Below are 17,727 nucleotides of genomic sequence, written 5' to 3'. Positions count from 1 at the left end.
ATTTCGGTAAAGAGAACGATATGAGTGGCAACCTGACTGAACTTCAACGGGCTCGCCTGCGCTGGCGGGCGCGTCGCGGGTTGCTCGAGAATGATCTGATCATTACCCGTTACCTGGACGCGTACGAAACGCAGCTCACTGACGAAGACGTGGTGGCTTTGACGCAGCTGTTCGAGCTAGGAGACAACGATTTGCTCGATCTGCTGCTGGCGCGCAAGGAGCTCGAGGGGGCGTTGGACACGCCCCGCTTGCGCAGCATCATCGCCCAGATGCGTGAGCTTTAATCAATTGTGAGGAATTAAACGATGAATCTGTCAGACAAAAAAGCCACCCTATCGTTCTCGGACGGTACCGCACCGATCGAGTTTCCCGTATACAAGGGTACGGTTGGCCCGGACGTCATCGACATCCGCAAGCTGTACGGCCAGACGGGCATGTTCACGTTCGACCCCGGCTTTATGTCGACGGCGTCGTGCGAGTCGGCGATCACCTACATTGATGGCGACAAGGGCGAACTGCTGTATCGCGGTTACCCGATCGAGCAGTTGGCTGTTAACTGCGATTTCCTCGATATCTGCTACCTGATCCTGAACGGCGAATTGCCCAACCGCGATCAGAAGACCGATTTCGACTCGCAAGTGACGAATCACACGCTGGTCAACGAACAGCTGCATTTCTTCCTGCGTGGCTTCCGTCGCGATGCGCATCCGATGGCCGTGTTGACGGGTCTGGTGGGCGCGCTGTCGGCGTTCTACCACGATTCGACCGACATCACGAATCCTGAGCATCGCCACATCTCGGCTATCCGTCTGATCGCCAAGATGCCGACGCTGGTTGCGATGGCGTACAAGTATTCGGTGGGTCAGCCGTTCATCTATCCGCAGAACAATCTGTCGTACACCGGCAATTTCCTGCGCATGATGTTCGCGACGCCTTGCGAAGAGTACAAGGTCAACGAAGTGGTCGAGCGCGCGCTGGATCGTATCTTCATCCTGCACGCTGATCACGAGCAAAACGCCTCGACCTCGACCGTGCGTCTGTGCGGTTCGTCCGGCACGAACCCGTTCGCCGCGATCTCGGCGGGCGTGGCTTGCTTGTGGGGCCCGGCTCACGGCGGCGCCAACGAAGCGTGCCTGCAGATGTTGGAAGAGCTGCAAGCCAACGGTGGCGTGGCGAAAGTCGGCGAATTCATGGAGAAGGTCAAGGACAAGAACTCGGGCGTGCGCCTGATGGGCTTTGGCCACCGCGTCTACAAGAACTACGACCCGCGCGCCAAGCTGATGCAGGAAACCTGCAAGGAAGTCCTGCAGTCGCTGGGTCTGGAAAACGATCCGCTGTTCAAGCTCGCGATGGAGCTCGAGCGTATCGCGCTGGAAGACGATTACTTCGTCAAGCGCAAACTGTACCCGAACGTGGACTTCTACTCGGGTATCGTTCAGCGCGCGATCGGCATCCCGACTTCGCTGTTCACCGCGATCTTCGCGCTGGCTCGTACGGTGGGCTGGATTGCTCAGTGGAACGAAATGCTGTCCGATCCGGAATACAAGATCGGCCGTCCGCGTCAGCTGTTCACGGGTGCTCCCACCCGCGACGTGCCGTCGATGGATCAGCGTTAATCGTCGCCCTGTCTGACGCTACTCTTTGGAGTGGCGTCAGAACCGTGACAAAGAAAAGCCACGCGTCTTCGGATGCGTGGCTTTTGTTTTAGGGGGGCGCACCCGAATGAGTGATAAGGAATGCCCCGAGGCGTCATTGCCGGCCCTTCATGGCCGGCGCGGTCTGGTTGGCAGACGGCCGATTTCCCAGGCTGTGGTTTGATACGTTGACAGCCACATTGGCCGAGTTGGTTCTGTCCGACATCTAATCAAATCCCACCCCGTTCGCCATCAGTGCCGCGAACAAAGGGAGCAGAATCAACAGATGTACTTCGACCATCACCCAACGCCGGGCGCGGCGGACTTGCGTGTCATCGGGAACGTAATCGGGATGGATGCGCAGCTGTTTGTTCCATCGGATAAACGCCAGCGTCGGGGGAATCGAATACAGCGCGATCAGGATAAAAAAGGCCATCTTGGCGTGAAACCAGGGATTGCTCATGTAAAAGGCAATAGCCTTGGGTCCCAGCGTCAGTCGCAACAAGCCCGTGATAATCACCGCAATGGCGGCGGCCAGGTAAAGGCGATCGTATATGGCGAGGCGCCGTATCGTGTTGGCATCGAGCGTGGGCCGCAGCAAAACCGTTTGCGCGGTCATTGCGACAACCAGCAGAAAGATCGCCAAATAATGGATCCAGGCGAGCAGTGCGTCTTGCAACATGATCAAGCTCCGGAAAGGAAATGGCGAATCAGTTTAATCCGATCCGCCATTTTTTCTTGCATCACAGCGTTACCGAGACGGGGTGTTTAACCGCCTTGCAACTGCGCGATCGCCCCTGAGCCCAGGGGCAATCGTGGCTGTGTTACGCACGCGCTTGAGCCGCTTCTTGTTGCGCGTCTACGACGGCCAGCGCCGTCATGTTGACGATGCGGCGCACCGTCGCGCTGGTGGTCAGGATGTGCACGGGGCGCGCGGCACCCAGCAGAATCGGACCCATCGCGATGCCGTTGCTGCCCGTCATCTTCAGCATGTTGTAGGTGATGTTGCCCGTATCCAGGTTGGGCATCACCAGCAAGTTGGCCAGACCCTTGAGCTTGCTGTCGGGGTAGGCCTTGTCGCGGATCTTTTGCGACAGGGCGGCGTCCGCATGCATTTCGCCGTCGACTTCCAGCTCGGGAGCGCGTTGTTCGACCAGGCGGCGGGCTTCGGCCATTTTGCGCGACGATTCGGTCACGCGGCTGCCAAAATTAGAGTGTGACAGCAGCGCGATCTTGGGCACGACGCCGAAGCGTTGCATTTCGTTGGCGGCCTGGATCGTGATGTTGGCGACTTCTTCGGCGCTCGGGTTTTCGTTCACATGGGTGTCGGTGACGAAAAGCGTTTGGCCCGGCAGCATCAACACGTTCAGCGCGGCGAAGGTTTCACCGGGCTTTTTGCCGATGACTTCTTCGACGTACTTCAGCTGGTTGTCGTACTTGCTCGCCACGCCGCACAGCAGCGCATCGGCGTCGCCACGACGCAGCAGCATCGCGCCGATCAGCGTGTTGTGCTTGCGAATCATGGCCTTGGCGATGTCGGGGGTCACACCCTCACGGCCCTTGAGCTGGTAGTAGGCGTTCCAGGTTTCGTTGAAACGGCTGTCGTCCTCGGGATCGACGATCTCGATGTTCTGACCGTTGATCAGACGCAGGCCGGCTTTCTGGACGCGCATTTCGATGACAGAGGGACGGCCGACCAAGATCGGGAAGGCCAGCTTTTCATCGACCACGGTTTGCACGGCGCGCAGCACGCGTTCGTCTTCGCCGTCAGCATAGATGACGCGCTTGGGCGCCGATTTGGCCTGGGCAAACAACGGGCGCATCAATTGGCCCGAGTGATAGACGAAGCTCATGAGCTTCTGACGATACGCTTCCATGTCCTGGATCGGACGCGCCGCCACACCCGAATCGGCCGCCGCTTGCGCCACGGCCGGGGCGATCTTGACGATCAGGCGCGGATCAAAGGGCTTCGGAATGATGTATTCCGGGCCGAAGGACAGGTTCTGGCCGGCATAGGCGAGGGCAACTTCATCGTTTTGCTCGGCTTCGGCCAGCTCGGCGATGGCCTTGACGCAGGCGAGCTTCATCTCTTCGGTGATGCGCGACGCACCCACGTCCATGGCGCCCCGGAAGATAAACGGGAAGCACAGCACGTTATTCACCTGGTTCGGATAGTCCGAACGGCCGGTGGCGATGATGCAGTCCGGGCGGGCGGCCAGCGCGATTTCCGGGCGGATTTCGGGCTCGGGATTGGCCAGCGCCAGGATGAGCGGCTTGTCGGCCATGGTCTTGACCATGTCGGCGGTCAATACGCCTGCTGCCGAGCAGCCCAGGAAGATGTCGGCGTCGCGGACCACGTCAGCCAGCGTACGCGCGTCGGTCTTTTGGGCGTAGCGCTTTTTGTTGGGCTCCATGTTTTCTTCACGGCCTTCCCAGATCACGCCACGCGAATCCACCACGTAGATGTTCTCGAGCTTGATGCCCAGGCTGACGAGCAGATCCAGGCAGGCGATCGCAGCCGCACCGGCGCCGGAAACCGCCAGTTTGACCTTGCTGATGTCCTTGCCCACGACCTTCAAGCCGTTCAGGATGGCAGCGGCCGAGATGATGGCGGTGCCGTGCTGATCGTCGTGAAAGACGGGGATTTTCATGCGCTCGCGCAGCTTCTTCTCGATGTAGAAGCATTCGGGCGCCTTGATGTCTTCGAGGTTTACGCCGCCCAGCGTAGGCTCGAGCGCGGCGATGATATCGACCAATTTATCCGGATCGGTCTCGGCCAGTTCGATGTCAAACACATCAATGCCAGCGAACTTCTTAAAGAGGCAGCCCTTGCCTTCCATCACGGGCTTGGCGGCCAGCGGACCAATATTGCCCAGACCCAGCACGGCGGTGCCGTTGGTGATCACGCCCACCAGATTGGCGCGCGAGGTATACATGGACGCGGCATCGTCGCCCTGGTCGTAAATCGCCATGCACGCGGCGGCCACGCCTGGCGAATAGGCCAGCGAAAGGTCATCCTGATTGGCCAGCGTCTTGGTGGGAGTCACCGAGATCTTGCCCGGAGTGGGATAGGCGTGGTAGTCGAGCGCCAGTTTGGTTAGTTGTTCATCCATGCTGATCAATGCCCTTGCTGCATTACCGGAAATGAAGAAAAAACGGGCCCGCAAGGGGCCCGTTCGGGATTCGCGAAAGGGCATATTTCAACAGAAAGCGAGGGGTTTGGGTTGTTGCAGTGCAGCGAGGGCGTTTTGCTCCCGCGTCCGCGCGTGCGATGCGTGCCGGTAACCCATCATTTTTTGTGATCGCTGGCCTCAACGTTTCCTATTACCTGCGGCCGTATCGTCACGGGTACGATGGCTTTGCCGGATTACACGGCAGACACAATAAAAGGAGACGCCCATGCACAAGCCGCCTGATGAGGATGCGTCATCTCGCAGAACCAACGCGACACGACTGACCCGCCGTCAATGGCTCGCGGGTACGGCGGGGCTGATTGCGGCATTACCCCTGAGCGTTGCGGCGCAAGGCCAGGCGCGCTCAGCTCGACCGCTGAATCTCGTCGTTCCCTTTGTCCCCGGTGGCCCCGTCGATCTGGCCGGCCGTGTGCTGGCCGAATACCTAGGTCAGGAATTGGGGCAAACGGTAGTGGTCGTCAATAAAGGTGGCGCCGGCGGAAACATCGGTGCGGAAGAGGTAGCCAGGTCAGCGCCGGATGGATCCACACTGTTGCTGGCATTGGACTCTATCTTGACGGTGAACCCTTATTTTTATGCCAAGGGAGGCGAGCAGGCCGTCCCTGCCTTGGCGCACATCGGGCTGGTCGGCGAGTTGTCCAGCGTGCTCGTCGTCAATGCTAAGTCGCCGATACAGAATGCGGCCGATTTTCTCGCCTATGGACGACGCAACACCATGACCGCGGGTTCGGGGGGAAATGCGACGGCCGGCCACTTGTACGCCGAGCAGTTAAAGCGCGATTTCGGGGTACAGCTGACTCACGTTCCCTATAAAGGGTTGAGTCCCGCCGTGCAGGATTTACTGGCTGGCAACATCGACTGCATCGTGGCGCTGATCCCCGGTGTGTTGCCGCATATACGCGCAGGCTCGCTGCGCCCATTGGGACTGACCGCCGCTCGCCCACAAGTCATGCTGACGGGTGTGCAGCCTTTGTCCGAGCAGGGGCTCACCGGTTTTGCGGGGGCGTCGTGGCTGGCGCTGATGGCGCCGCGCGGTTTGCCCTCGGACGTCGAGCAACGCCTTTCCTCGGGATTGTCTGCGGTGCTGCGCGACCCCCGCGTCATCGAACGGCTGCAGGCGGCAGGTATCGACCCGTTTTATGCCGACGCGACGGCGGTGCGCAAGCGCATCAAAGACGAATCCGCGCAATGGTCCGCGCTGATGAGCCAGATGAAATTATCCCCACAGAGTTGAGAGCGCGATGTCTCCAGGCCAAAAACCCAATTTTCTTTTTTTGATGGCGGATCAATTAACGGCGTTCGCCTTACGCATGTACGGCAATGGCGTGTGCCGCACGCCCAATCTGGACCGGCTTGCGGCGCGATCGACGCGCTACGCGAATATGTATTGCAACTTTCCGCTCTGTGCGCCGTCTCGTGTGGCGATGTTGTCCGGGCGTTTGCCCAGTGCAGTAGGCGTTTACGACAACGCCTCGGAGTTCTCGGCCGAGGTGCCTACGTTTCTGCACCACCTGACCTTGGCAGGCTACAACACCATTTTGTCGGGAAAGATGCACTTCGTGGGCCCGGAGCAGCATCATGGTTTCCAGGAGCGACTGACAACCGATATCTACCCGTCGGACTTTGGATGGACGCCTGACTGGCGCGAGGAAATCCCAATCGCGCCGACCGGAATGAATATGCGTAGCGTCATCGAGGCAGGCGAATGTCGGCGCAGCATGCAGATCGACTACGACGACGAAGTGGTGTTTCGTGGGGTTCAAAAACTGTACGACCTCGGCCGGCTGCATCGCGATCGCCCATTTTTTCTGGCTGTGTCGATGACGCATCCGCATAATCCGTATGTGTCCACGCGTGATTTTCTCGAGTTGTATCGGACCGAAGAAATCGACATGCCTCGCGTCGGACCCATTCCTTTCGACCAGCAGGACGCGCATAGTCAGCGCCTCTGGTACATGTTCCGCCAGGACGAATACGACCTCGACGATGCGCATGTTCGCACCGCGCGTCATGCTTACTATGCAATGGTGAGCTATGTGGATGCGCAAGTCGGACGGCTGCTTGATGCGCTCAGGGCCATGGACTTGGACGAGTCCACGGTCGTCGTGTTTACGGCCGACCATGGAGACATGTTGGGCGAGCGCGGCCTCTGGTACAAATGGGTGCACTTCGAACCCGCGGTGCGTATTCCGCTCCTTATCTCAGTGCCCGGACGTAGGCGCGCCGCCGTGCGCCATGAACTGGTGTCGCTCGTGGATATCTTTCCCACTGTATTAGATTTGGCCGGAGTGCATGTGCCAGATGACGCGTTGCCTGCGCTGGACGGGCGCTCGCTCGCGGATGGCCTGGGCGTCCAGCAGAATGAAACGACCGGCGTGGTGTACGGCGAGATGAACGGAGAGGGCGCGCATGCGCCGTGTTTGATGCTGAGGAAAGCATGGTGGAAGCTCATTGTGGCCGACAGCGATGCGCCACAGCTCTTCGATTTGCAGAACGATCCGCACGAACAGTGCAACCTGGCGGGTAAGCCCGAAGTGCGTGAGGTGGAGCGGCAACTGGTGGCGCTGGCCGGACAAAAGTGGGACGCGACGGGCCTACATCAAGCAATCTTGCAGAGTCAGGCGCGTCGTCGATTGATTCAACAAACCCGGCTGACAGGCGATTTTCCCGCCTGGGACTTTCAACCCTTTACGGATGCCAGCCGCCAATACGTACGTGCCGGTGCGCAGTCCAGTCCGTCAGTTGTCAAAGGCAAGCTACGTTATCCCCCGGTGGAACCGGTGGCCCCACAGCGTCCGCGCGCACCCACCACAAGCCGAGCAATCAAATAGGAGGACTCCATGAAGCGACGCACGCTGTTGACGAGCGCGCTGGCTGGCGCGTGGCTGGGCCTGAACGGGTCTGCGAAGGCGGCGCGGTTCCCCGACCGTCAGTTGCAGTGGATCGTGCCTTATCCGCCGGGCGGAGCGACGGACTCGGTGGCACGGGCCGTGGCGGCCTCAATGGGCGAACAACTGGGCCAGCCTGTCGTCATCCTCAATCGTCCGGGCGGGGCGACCAACATCGGTACGGAAGCCGCGATCAAGGCGCCCGCTGATGGGTACACGCTGCTGCTGGCAGTGCCTCCGCTTGTGGTCAATCCGGCGCTTTACCCGCAGTTGAGTTACCAGCCTCTACGCGATATGCAGGCCGTGGGTCTGGTGGCCCTGAATCCGAACGTGCTGGTTGTACCTGCCAGCTCGCCCTATAAGACGCCACAACAGCTATTCGAGGCGGCACAGGCCAGGCCGGATACGCTGACGATCGGCTCGCCTGGGATTGGAACGGTTCCCCATTTGGTGAGTCTGCTGATCGGGCAGGAGCTGAATGTTCGGGTGGTACCCGTTCCCTACAAAGGCAGTGCCGCGCTGATGCCCGATCTGGTGAGCGGGCGTGTCGATGCCGCAATGAACAATTTATTTGCCGAGGTGGCGTCCATACGCAGCGGAAAAGTGCGGGCCTTGGCCACATTGGGAGACCAGCGCTCGCCGTTGCTGCCGGATGTGCCCAGCATGACCGAGTTGGGATTAAGTCAGCTGGCGGGTATGGGCTGGATCGGTGTGGTGGCCCACAGCGGCACGGATCCATCGCGTATCGAGGTGCTGGAGCAAGCCGTGCTCCGTGCGGCGAAAGATCCCGCCATCGCCGGGCGACTCGAAGCGATGGGCCTGATGGTGCAGCCTCAAGGGCGGCAAGCGTTCCAACAACGCTTGGTAGCGGAAGCGCAGCTATGGCAGTCGACGGTGCGTCGCGCGGGCGTGACGGTCGATTAGACCTTCGTGCTGCCGTCAGCCGGCAAGTACAGACATGATCGTGCCTCGGATGTCCTCAGGACCGTATGCCCGCTATGCCCTGCCGGCACCCGCAGATGTCATGCACCAGGGCGCGGGCCTGTGCGATATCGTCGTCCTCGTGCGCGCGACGCGTGGCAGTCACGAGGTCGCGCGTCAAGGTTGGGTCGCATAGGGGCGCTGCCGACAGCAGGCCTTGATCTTTTTCGGGCTGATAAACCATGGGTGCGAGCAACGTATACCCCACCCCTTGAGACACCAGGTGCTTAATCTCGGCGATTGAATCCAGTGTGGCATGTTGCTGCAACTCGACGCCAGCCAAGCGCGCCTGCGCGTGGATCAGGCGCGTCAAACCGTGTTTGGCTGTGGGCAAGATCAGGGGATAGCGGCCCAGATCCTTGAACTGCACCGGTTGCGTGTCATGCAGTGCGCCAGATGGGCCGACCAGATCAATGACGTCGGTGGTCAGTTTCGACACGTGCAGCTGGCGCAAAGGCTGGCTGGCAAATAGCACGCTGATGTCGAGACGGCCCGATTTCAGCCATTCCAGCAGATGGCCCGACATGCCTTCAATGAGTTCGACTTCGAATCGACCTTCCTGCCGGGCACGTTCGAGAAGCTGGCCCGCGAAGGTGCGTGTCATACCGTTGGGGATGCCAATCTTGACGGCGCGGCCCGAGCTGGGCGTCGTCGCATGCCGGCGCTTGAGCTGATCGACCGCGCGTAAGATGGCCGTGGCGTCGCGCAGGACGGCCTCACCGCTTTCTGTCAGGCTGACGCCCCTGGCCGAGCGTTCCAGCAGCCGCGTGCCGAGTTCCTCTTCCAGCGCTTTTATCTGGGCGGTCAGCGCGGGCTGCACGATATGCAGCGCTGAGGCCGCCTTCGTGATACTGCGACGATGGGCGGTCTCGACAAAGTAGCGCAGTTGGCGTAGTTCCATGGCGCGAGGGCGGGCAGGCCAGGTGAGCGGTAGCCGCATCGTAGCAAGGACGGGGCAGGTAACCAATGGGTTTCGTTCGGTCAGGGCGCTGCGCTCGAATGATGGTAAAGTTTTCGCCCCGACAGCGCGTTCGTAAATCGATAAACATATGACCGGGCCGCTCACCGATCAGGACTCCCGCACCGCCGCTGCCGACTTTCCGACTTTCGAGTCGACGGATTTTTCGGGCGAGGGCTCTTTCTATTTTGACTTGGTCCGCCTGCAAGGCAGGCCCGAGATCCCGCGTAATTTTCCGCATCGCCATGCCTACTACCACATCCTGTGGATGTCACGGGCGCGAGGTACGCACATGGTGGACTTTCATCCGCTGGAGGTACGGGATCACTCGGTGTTTTTCCTTGCGCCGGGGCAGTTGCATGCGTGGCAGTCGTCCGTGCCGCCGGAAGGCTATGTGATGAATCTGAGCACGGCGTTTTTCACGCATATGTTTCCCCGCGCGGACGATATCGGAAAGTTCCCGTTCTTTCATCCGACTAGCGGTCAGCCCGTGCTGTATCTGACGCCGGCGCAGCATGATGAGCTGCTGCCCCTGCTGCAAGTGATGGAGCAGGAGATGCAGGCGCGCCAGCTCGGCCGCTACGACGTGGTGCGTTCTTATCTGCTGATTCTGCTGACCCGGCTGCGCCGTCTGTATCCCGTCGATGCGCAGGCCCTTTCGGCGGGGCGCAGCTATTCCCTCGCCAAGCGGTTTACGTTGTTGGTCGAAGAAAAATACCTGAACTTTCGTAGTATTCGCGAGTACGCCGATGCCTTGTGCGTGAGCGAGCGGCAGCTCAACGACGCCGTCAAACGCACCGTCGGGCGTACGGCCAGCCGGCTGGTGCAGGAACGGTACGTTCTGCAAGCCAAGCGCCTGCTCGCCAATACCGATGGGGGCGTCGCGGAAATTGCTTTCCAGCTTCACTTTGACGACCCGGCCTATTTCGCGCGCTTTTTCAAAAAGCACACTGCGATGACGCCGGGGCAATTTCGCGCCAGCATGCTGAGTCTGCGCGGTTGAGCGCAGAAAAGTGCAATTCAAGCACTGATCCGTCCTACCAAGTTCCCACGTTTCCTGCGTAAAGTGCGTCCTATGTCGAAGCCCTGCATCGACAGGGATATGGCGTCTGACTATACGAACGACACGGCTCGCTCGCGAGCCGCCAGAGGAGACAACTATGAACCCGACTCTCGCGCGTCTGCTGCGCCCGATTCTTGCCGGCACCCTGGCCTTGACCTGCGCGGTCGCCTCGGCCGCCTTTCCCGACCGCCCGGTTCGTATCATCGTGCCGTTTGCCGCCGGCGGCGCGACGGATGTGATCGCGCGCACGGTGGCGCAGGAAATGTCGACGAAGCTGGGGCAGCCCGTCATCGTGGAAAATCGGGCCGGTGCTAACGGCAATATTGGTGCGGGCGCGGCAGCGCGTGCCGAGGCGGACGGCTACACGCTGTTGATGGCGACTTCCAGCCATGCGATTAACGCCACCCTATATAAGAACCTCGACTACAGCCTGACCAAGGACTTCACGGGTCTGTCGAATCTGGCATCCGTGCCGCTGCTGTTGGTGGTCAACCCACAGGTATCGGCCAGCAATGCCTCTGAAATGTCCGACTATGTGCGCGCCAATGGCGATCGCGTGTCGTACGCCTCGGGCGGCACCGGTACGGCCGCGCATCTGGCGGGAGCGCAGTTCAATTCAGTGTCCAAAGGCAATGCCACCCACGTGCCCTACAAAGGGGGCGCGCCGGCGCTGAACGACCTGATCGGCGGCCAGGTGCAGTTTATGTTCGCCAATCTGCCGGAGGTGCTGTCTCAGGTGCAAGCCGGCCGGCTCAAGCCGATCGCGGTGACCGGTAAACAGCGCCACTCGGCGTTGCCCGATGTGCCGGCGTTTTCGGAAACAAAATTTCCGGAGATGAACGCGCGCTCTTGGTTCGGGCTATTTGTGCGCGCGGGAACGCCGCCCGACGTGGTGACGCAACTGTCAGACGCGATCACGGCCAGCGTTGCATCGCCGGCCGTGCAAAGCAAGCTCAAGGACCTGGGCGCCGACCCGGTGGGCGACGGCACCGCGGCGTTTGATCCGTACGTGAAACAGGAAGTCGAGCGCTGGCGCGATCTGGTGGTCGCCTCGGGCGCCTCGGTGGAGTGATTGGTGCGCGCGGCCGCCATATCGGCGGCCAGCATCCCCTTTATATGGAGAAATGTGATGCTCTACGATGTCAGAACCTATACCTGCCAACCCGGCAAAATCAAAAAACACCTGGCGCTATACGCCGAGTATGGTTTTGACGTGCAACGTCGTCATCTGGGTGAGCCCCTGGCCTATATGCAAACCGAAACGGGCGACGTGAATAGCTATGTGCACATCTGGGTGTACGAGGATGCCGCCGACCGTGCGCGCAAGCGTGCGGCGTTGCAGGCCGACCCGGCATGGGTGGATTATCTGGCGCGCAGTGCCGAGGCGGGTTATCTGGTGTCGCAACGCAATCAGTTGATGACACCGGTGCCGCTTTTCAAACCCGCGCAGTGAGCCAGCGCGGGGGCGTTCCTCACAACTGCCACGGGTTATCGGTGCGCTGCGCGGTGTGCATTTCGCCGCGTAAGCGCTGCAACGCATCTGCCAAGCGCGGTTCCTCGCCCGCCGCTAAATCGAGCGCATGCAGCGCGATCCAATCCGCGCTGACTTCGAAAAAGTCACGTAGCCGTGCCCGCGTGTCGCTGCGGCCAAATCCGTCTGTGCCGAGCACGCGCATGGGCCCCTTGATCCAACCTCGTATTTGTTCTGGCACGGCGCGCACGTAGTCGCTGACCGCCACGACCGGCACGGAGCCGGGCAGGCACTGTTCGATCCAGCTTTGCGTCGGCGCGTCGGCCAAACCCAGCGCGCGCGCGCGCTCGCAGGCACGCCCATCGCGAGCCAGCTCGGAGTAGCTGGTCACGCTCCAGACTTCGGCATGGACGCCAAATTCATCCTTCAGGCGCTTTGCCGCGCGCAAGGCTTCATTGAGCATTGGGCCGGCCGCGAGCAGGCGCACTTGTGGCGTATCTTCGATTGAGCCATTGGCGTTGCTCGCGGCGGCAACCCGATACATGCCGCGCAAAATGCCTTCACGCACGTTCGCGTCGGGCATGCTGGGTTGCGGCAGGTTCTCGTTTGTGACGGTGATGTAGTAGAACTCGTCATGCTGTTCTTCCAGCATGCGCTGCATGCCGTGTTCCAGAATCACGGCGACCTCATACGCGTAGGCAGGATCGTAGGCTCGGCAATTTGGTACGGTCGAGGCGATGAGATGGCTGGAACCATCCTGGTGCTGCAGGCCTTCGCCGCCGAGCGTGGTCCGCCCCGAGGTCGCGCCTATCAGAAAGCCGCGTGCGCGCTGATCGGCGGCGGCCCAGATCAGATCGCCAATCCGCTGAAAGCCGAACATCGAGTAATAAATATAGAACGGCAGCATGGGCAGGCCGTTGACCGAATAGCTGGTGCCCGCCGCCGTCCAGGACGAGATCGCGCCGGCTTCAGTGATGCCTTCTTCGAGAATCTGACCGTCCAGCGCTTCGCGGTAATAAAGCACCGAGCCGATGTCCTCGGGCTCGTACAGCTGGCCTTGCGCGGAATAAATGCCGATCTGGCGAAACAGGTTGGCCATGCCGAAGGTGCGCGCTTCGTCAGCGACGATGGGCACGATGCGTTCGCCCAGGGTCGAGTCTTTCAACAGCGCGCTCAGCATGCGCACGATGGCCATGGTCGACGACATCTCCTTGCCATCGGCTTGCAGGGCAAATCGCGCCCATTGCTCAACCGTGGGCACGGGCAAGCGCGGCGACTCCGTGCGGCGTCGCGGCAAATGCCCGCCCAAGACCTTGCGGCGCGCTTGCAGATAGCGCACTTCCGCGCTGTCGACGGTCGGACGGTAGAACTTCAGCGCCACGCAATCCGCGTCGGAAATCGGTAGCGCGAATCGGTCCCGGAATGCCAGCAACGCCTGATCGTCCAGCTTTTTCTGCTGGTGCGTGGTCATTTTCCCTTGGCCCGCCGCGCCCATGCCAAAGCCTTTCTTGGTTTGCGCCAGGATGACCGTGGGCTGGCCGCGATGGCGCACCGCGCGATGATAGGCGGCGTGGATTTTGACGATATCGTGCCCGCCGCGACGCAGTCGGTCGATGGCCTCGTCCGACCAATCGGCCACGAGCGCGGCCAGCTCGGGATTCTGATTAAAGAAATGCGCGCGGTTATAAGCTCCGTCGTTTGCCGCAAACGTCTGGAACTGACCATCCACGGTCTGAGAAAACGCCCGAGCCAAAGCGCCTTCGGTATCTCGGGCGAGCAGGGGATCCCAATCCCCGCCCCACACCAGTTTGATGACGTTCCAGCCGGCGCCGGCATAGAGCGTTTCGAGTTCATCAATGATGCGGCCGTTGCCGCGCACTGGCCCGTCCAGGCGCTGCAGGTTGCAATTCACTACAAAAACGAGATTGTCGAGCTTTTCGCGCGCGGCCAGTGTCAGGGCGGCGATCGACTCGGGTTCGTCCATTTCGCCGTCGCCGAACAGCCCCCAGACTTTGCGCCCTGACGGTTGCGCCAGCGAGCGATTTTCCAGATAGCGCATAAAGCGCGCTTGATAGATCGCATTGATCGGGCCGATACCCATGGAGCCGGTGGGAAACTGCCAGAAATCCGGCATCAGCCAGGGATGCGGATAGGAAGACAGCCCGCGCAATCCGCGTTCTTTGGCGGTAATCTCCTGGCGGAAATGGGCGAGGTCGGCTTCGTTGAGAAAGCCTTCCAGGAAGGCTCGCGCATAGACACCCGGCGCGGAATGCGGCTGCAGATAAACCAGATCCCCGGCAAATCCCTCGCACGGCGCGCGAAAGAAATGGTTGAACCCCACCTCGAACAAGTCCGCGGCCGAGGCATAGCTGGCGATATGGCCCCCCAACTCACCGTGGGCCTGATTGGCGCGCACCACCATGGCCAGCGCATTCCAACGGTTGATCGACGCGATGCGTTCCTCCATCGCGAGGTCGCCGGGGAAGGGCGGCTCTTGGCGCGCGGAGATCGTATTTAGATAGGCGCTGCGCGTCTGGCCGGCCGCGCGCACGCCTAGCGAGGCGGCTTGCGCGAGCAGGGCGTCGAGCACAAACGCGGCGCGCTCGATGCCCGCGGCTTGTACGAGCGCGCATAGCGCCTCGCGCCATTCGCCGGTTTCGAGGGGATCGATGTCGTAGGGGGAGGGGGTGGCCACGGCGTCAAGCATGATGAAGGTGTCTCCGTTATGAACCACAATCCTAGCGCGTCCGTTCTGGCATGAGTGTTCGAAAATGCGCTGGAAACGGCGACTTCCCGGCATAATGTTTTGCAGAACATATCTGAGACGAAAAAATATGCCGACGACTGCCCTAGACGCCATTGACCGCCGGATTCTTAGCATTTTGCAAACCGATTCCAGCATCACGAATGTGGAACTGGCGCGCCGGGTCCATCTGTCGCCTTCGCCGTGCCTGGCGAGAGTCAAGGCGCTGGAAGCCGCGGGCGTGATACGTGGTTATGTGGCGTTGGCCGATCCGCTGCAACTGGGCCTGAGTCTGAACGTGTTTATCCAGGTCAGCTTGGAAAAGCAGGTCGAGCCAGAACTGGAGCGCTTTCAGAACGCCATGGCGGAATGTCCGGAAGTCATGGAGTGCTATTTGATGACCGGCGACTCCGATTACCTGCTGCGAGTGGTGGTCCCAGACATCCAAGGGCTGGAGCGATTCGTTGTCAATCGCCTGTCGCGGATCCCGGGCGTTAAGAACATACGATCGGGTTTCGCGCTGAAACAGGTGAAATATCAGACGGCTTTACCGTTGGAGTAAGGTGGGCGTTTTTTGACGAGAGGTAGAATTCGGCACCTCTCTGAATACTTACCCCCTCACACTGCAAGGACAGGTTGACTCATGGCTGAGCCTGCGCGCATTCCCGATTCGATGACGCTACCGGAACTGACTCTCCGTGGCGTGATCATCGGTGCTTTGATTACCGTCGTTTTTACCGCGTCAAACGTGTACCTGGGCCTGAAGGTCGGCCTGACGTTTTCCTCGGCGATTCCCGCGGCCGTGATTTCGATGTCGGTGCTGAAGCTGTTCCGGACATCGAACATCCTCGAAAACAACATGGTGCAGACGCAGGCTTCGGCGGCCGGCACATTGTCGTCCATTATTTTTATCCTGCCTGCCTTGGTCATGATGGGGCATTGGCAAGGGTTTCCGTTCTGGCAGACGTTGGGTCTATGCGCGGCCGGCGGCATGCTGGGCGTGATGTTCACGATACCGCTGCGGCACATCATGGTGGTGAAAAGTGACCTGCCTTATCCGGAAGGCGTCGCAGCCGCCGAAATTCTGCGCGTGGGCAGTCCTCCGATAGGCGAAGGCGAGGGGGCACCAGTGGGTACGGCGGCGACTGCGCAACGCGAAGGCTCCCAGCCGAAAGCCACCGGCATGGGCGACATCATCAAGGGTGCAGGCATTGCCGCGGTGGTGAGCTTTGCGGCCAGCGGCCTGCGGGTGCTGGGCGATTCGATCAGCCTGTGGCAATCGATCGGCGCTGCCGTGTTCCGTCTGCCTATGGGATTCTCGCTCGCGCTGCTGGGCGCAGGCTACCTGATCGGTATTGTCGCGGGGTTGGCGATGCTGACCGGCCTGGTGATCGCCTGGGGTATCGCCGTGCCGGTGTTGACCGCCATGGGCGACCGGGCAGCCGATATGTCCATCGTGGATTACGCAACCGGCCTGTGGAGTTCGCAGGTGCGTTTCATTGGCGCGGGCGTGATCGGCGTGGGAGCCGTCTGGACGCTGGCGACGCTCTTTATGCCCATGATGCGCGGCATCAAGACTTCGTTCTTCGCGCTCAGCCGGGAAGGACGTGCCCAGGCCGGCGCGGCCGCGCGCACGGAGCGGGATATGTCGGGCAAATGGATTGCCCTGGTGACGGTGGTGCTGGTGGCTATCCTGGTGGCGACGTTTGTGTCGTTCCTCAAGGGGGAGCCAGCCGCGCAAGGTAGCATTGGCATGCTGGTCACCTATGCCGTTGCCTTTGCGTTTGTGTTTGGCTTCTTGGTGGCTGCGGCTTGCGGTTACATGGCCGGCCTGGTGGGTTCGTCGACGAGTCCGATTTCCGGCGTGGGGATCGTGGCCATCGTGCTGGTGTCGCTGCTGATGCTGGCGTTGGAAAGCGCCACCGGCTTGCTCGGCTCGCAAGCAGGCGTGCAGATGGCCATCGCGTTGGCGATCTTCACCACCTCGGCGGTGGTCGCGGTGGCCTCGATTGCGAATGACAACCTCCAGGATCTGAAAACGGGCTGGTTGGTGGGCGCCACGCCCTGGCGTCAGCAGGTGGCGCTGTTGATCGGCTGCGTGGTGGGGGCGATCGTCATTTCGCCAATTCTGGAGCTGCTCTACAACGCGTACGGTTTCGCCGGCGCTTTGCCGCGCCCGGAAATGGACCCCGCGCAGGCGCTGTCCGCGCCGCAGGCCACGCTGATGTTGGCGATCGCGCAAGGAATTTTCACCCACCAATTGAACTGGCTGATGATCGTCATCGGGATGGCGGTGGGTATCGGTCTGATCGTTCTTGATGCGATTTTGAAGCGCACCTGCCGTGTCGCGCGGATGCCGGTGCTGGCCGTCGGGATTGGCATTTACCTGCCCCCGACCGTCAGCACGTCTCTGGTCGTGGGCGCGGTATTGGCCTGGTTGATCGAGCGAGCGCTGCGTCGGCGTGCTGAACGCACGGGTCAGTCTTATGATGCCTTCGCCGAGCCGCACATCCGGCGCGGCACGTTGATGGCCTCGGGGATGATCGTGGGCGAGAGCTTGATCGGGGTGCTAATGGCTGCCATCATAGGGGCAACCGGCAACGAAGCGCCGCTGGCTTTGCTGGGCGCCGATTTTGCGTCGGTGGCCGAGTGGTTGGGCCTCGCGGTATTCGCGGCGGTCGCAGTGTGGTTTTACCGGCGTGTCGTGGTTTTCTAGAGACAGCGCCGTTTTGCTCTTTCAGTCCTGAAATGTTGGATCCTGCAGGCACGTAGTCAACATCATGACGGACGTTGAC

General features: G+C 61.0%; 14 protein-coding genes. 10 read left to right on the top strand and 4 right to left on the bottom strand.

From position 1 onward, the window contains the following. Positions 1-20 precede the first annotated feature (20 nt). Together GOQ25_RS09870 and GOQ25_RS09865 are read left to right on the top strand one after the other, a co-directional pair. The gene (locus tag GOQ25_RS09870; RefSeq protein ID WP_160350296.1) at positions 21-284 is read left to right on the top strand and encodes a succinate dehydrogenase assembly factor 2; all 264 of its coding nucleotides are present in this window, start codon (positions 21-23) and stop codon (positions 282-284) included. 21 nt (positions 285-305) lie between these two features. Next, positions 306-1,616, top strand: coding sequence for a citrate synthase (locus GOQ25_RS09865; RefSeq protein ID WP_160350295.1), 1,311 nt, complete (start codon positions 306-308; stop codon positions 1,614-1,616). 244 nt (positions 1,617-1,860) lie between these two features. Here the strand turns inward: GOQ25_RS09865 and GOQ25_RS09860 are convergent, their stop codons facing one another. Beyond that, positions 1,861-2,316 (bottom strand): DUF2214 family protein, encoded by a 456-nt coding sequence (locus tag GOQ25_RS09860; protein ID WP_160350294.1) that lies wholly within the window; start codon positions 2,314-2,316, stop codon positions 1,861-1,863. A gap of 142 nt (positions 2,317-2,458) precedes the next feature. Continuing rightward, complete coding sequence (locus GOQ25_RS09855; protein ID WP_160350293.1) at positions 2,459-4,747, bottom strand: NADP-dependent malic enzyme; 2,289 nt, start codon at positions 4,745-4,747, stop codon at positions 2,459-2,461. 286 nt (positions 4,748-5,033) lie between these two features. Here GOQ25_RS09855 and GOQ25_RS09850 point away from each other — a divergent pair, with 286 nt between their 5' ends. The 3 genes from GOQ25_RS09850 to GOQ25_RS09840 are packed head-to-tail and all read left to right on the top strand — an operon-like array spanning position 5,034 to position 8,640. Next, positions 5,034-6,062 (top strand): tripartite tricarboxylate transporter substrate binding protein, encoded by a 1,029-nt coding sequence (locus GOQ25_RS09850; RefSeq protein WP_160350292.1) that lies wholly within the window; start codon positions 5,034-5,036, stop codon positions 6,060-6,062. 7 nt (positions 6,063-6,069) lie between these two features. Then, entirely contained in the window at positions 6,070-7,659 is a 1,590-nt protein-coding gene (gene betC, locus GOQ25_RS09845; protein WP_160350291.1) for a choline-sulfatase, read from the top strand. Between the two features lie 9 nt (positions 7,660-7,668). Further along, complete coding sequence (locus GOQ25_RS09840) at positions 7,669-8,640, top strand: tripartite tricarboxylate transporter substrate binding protein (RefSeq protein ID WP_160350290.1); 972 nt, start codon at positions 7,669-7,671, stop codon at positions 8,638-8,640. A gap of 55 nt (positions 8,641-8,695) precedes the next feature. On the opposite strand, the gene GOQ25_RS09835 is transcribed toward GOQ25_RS09840, so the two are convergent. Then, the gene (locus tag GOQ25_RS09835) at positions 8,696-9,598 is read right to left on the bottom strand and encodes a LysR family transcriptional regulator (RefSeq protein ID WP_160350289.1); all 903 of its coding nucleotides are present in this window, start codon (positions 9,596-9,598) and stop codon (positions 8,696-8,698) included. A 148-nt stretch (positions 9,599-9,746) separates the two neighbouring features. On the opposite strand from GOQ25_RS09835, the gene GOQ25_RS09830 reads away from it, so the two are divergent. From GOQ25_RS09830 to GOQ25_RS09820, 3 genes are all read left to right on the top strand, one after another. Then, positions 9,747-10,658: a helix-turn-helix domain-containing protein gene (locus tag GOQ25_RS09830; protein WP_160350288.1), complete on the top strand. Its 912-nt coding sequence runs from the start codon at positions 9,747-9,749 to the stop codon at positions 10,656-10,658. Positions 10,659-10,815: 157 nt separating this feature from the next. Further along, positions 10,816-11,790 carry a tripartite tricarboxylate transporter substrate binding protein gene (locus tag GOQ25_RS09825; RefSeq protein ID WP_160350287.1) on the top strand — a complete coding sequence of 325 codons (975 nt, stop codon included), beginning with the start codon at positions 10,816-10,818 and terminating at the stop codon, positions 11,788-11,790. A 57-nt stretch (positions 11,791-11,847) separates the two neighbouring features. Then, positions 11,848-12,171, top strand: a complete 324-nt coding sequence (locus GOQ25_RS09820) for an NIPSNAP family protein (protein WP_160350286.1) — start codon at positions 11,848-11,850, stop codon at positions 12,169-12,171. Between the two features lie 19 nt (positions 12,172-12,190). Here GOQ25_RS09820 and mdeB read toward each other — a convergent pair whose 3' ends face one another. Beyond that, entirely contained in the window at positions 12,191-14,896 is a 2,706-nt protein-coding gene (gene mdeB, locus GOQ25_RS09815; protein WP_160350285.1) for an alpha-ketoglutarate dehydrogenase, read from the bottom strand. Between the two features lie 127 nt (positions 14,897-15,023). Between mdeB and GOQ25_RS09810 the strand changes: the two genes are divergently transcribed. Together GOQ25_RS09810 and GOQ25_RS09805 are read left to right on the top strand one after the other, a co-directional pair. After that, positions 15,024-15,494: an Lrp/AsnC family transcriptional regulator gene (locus tag GOQ25_RS09810; protein ID WP_160350284.1), complete on the top strand. Its 471-nt coding sequence runs from the start codon at positions 15,024-15,026 to the stop codon at positions 15,492-15,494. Between the two features lie 81 nt (positions 15,495-15,575). Next, positions 15,576-17,648, top strand: coding sequence for an OPT family oligopeptide transporter (locus tag GOQ25_RS09805; RefSeq protein ID WP_160350283.1), 2,073 nt, complete (start codon positions 15,576-15,578; stop codon positions 17,646-17,648). Positions 17,649-17,727 lie beyond the last annotated feature (79 nt).

The sequence above is a fragment of the Bordetella sp. 15P40C-2 genome, assembly GCF_009763235.1.
GTDB lineage: Bacteria > Pseudomonadota > Gammaproteobacteria > Burkholderiales > Burkholderiaceae_B > Bordetella_A.
This window is presented reverse-complemented; position numbering and strand designations above follow the sequence as displayed.

Excerpts from the sequence above, each read along its gene's own strand:
- GOQ25_RS09860 (WP_160350294.1), bottom strand. The coding sequence starts at position 2,316 with ATGTTGCAAGACGCACTGCTCGCCTGGATCCATTATTTGGCGATCTTT.
- GOQ25_RS09865 (WP_160350295.1), top strand. The coding sequence starts at position 306 with ATGAATCTGTCAGACAAAAAAGCCACCCTATCGTTCTCGGACGGTACC.
- betC (WP_160350291.1), top strand. The coding sequence starts at position 6,070 with ATGTCTCCAGGCCAAAAACCCAATTTTCTTTTTTTGATGGCGGATCAA.
- GOQ25_RS09805 (WP_160350283.1), top strand. The coding sequence starts at position 15,576 with ATGGCTGAGCCTGCGCGCATTCCCGATTCGATGACGCTACCGGAACTG.
- GOQ25_RS09870 (WP_160350296.1), top strand. The coding sequence starts at position 21 with ATGAGTGGCAACCTGACTGAACTTCAACGGGCTCGCCTGCGCTGGCGG.
- GOQ25_RS09840 (WP_160350290.1), top strand. The coding sequence starts at position 7,669 with ATGAAGCGACGCACGCTGTTGACGAGCGCGCTGGCTGGCGCGTGGCTG.
- GOQ25_RS09850 (WP_160350292.1), top strand. The coding sequence starts at position 5,034 with ATGCACAAGCCGCCTGATGAGGATGCGTCATCTCGCAGAACCAACGCG.
- GOQ25_RS09825 (WP_160350287.1), top strand. The coding sequence starts at position 10,816 with ATGAACCCGACTCTCGCGCGTCTGCTGCGCCCGATTCTTGCCGGCACC.
- GOQ25_RS09810 (WP_160350284.1), top strand. The coding sequence starts at position 15,024 with ATGCCGACGACTGCCCTAGACGCCATTGACCGCCGGATTCTTAGCATT.
- mdeB (WP_160350285.1), bottom strand. The coding sequence starts at position 14,896 with ATGCTTGACGCCGTGGCCACCCCCTCCCCCTACGACATCGATCCCCTC.
- GOQ25_RS09835 (WP_160350289.1), bottom strand. The coding sequence starts at position 9,598 with ATGGAACTACGCCAACTGCGCTACTTTGTCGAGACCGCCCATCGTCGC.
- GOQ25_RS09855 (WP_160350293.1), bottom strand. The coding sequence starts at position 4,747 with ATGGATGAACAACTAACCAAACTGGCGCTCGACTACCACGCCTATCCC.
- GOQ25_RS09820 (WP_160350286.1), top strand. The coding sequence starts at position 11,848 with ATGCTCTACGATGTCAGAACCTATACCTGCCAACCCGGCAAAATCAAA.
- GOQ25_RS09830 (WP_160350288.1), top strand. The coding sequence starts at position 9,747 with ATGACCGGGCCGCTCACCGATCAGGACTCCCGCACCGCCGCTGCCGAC.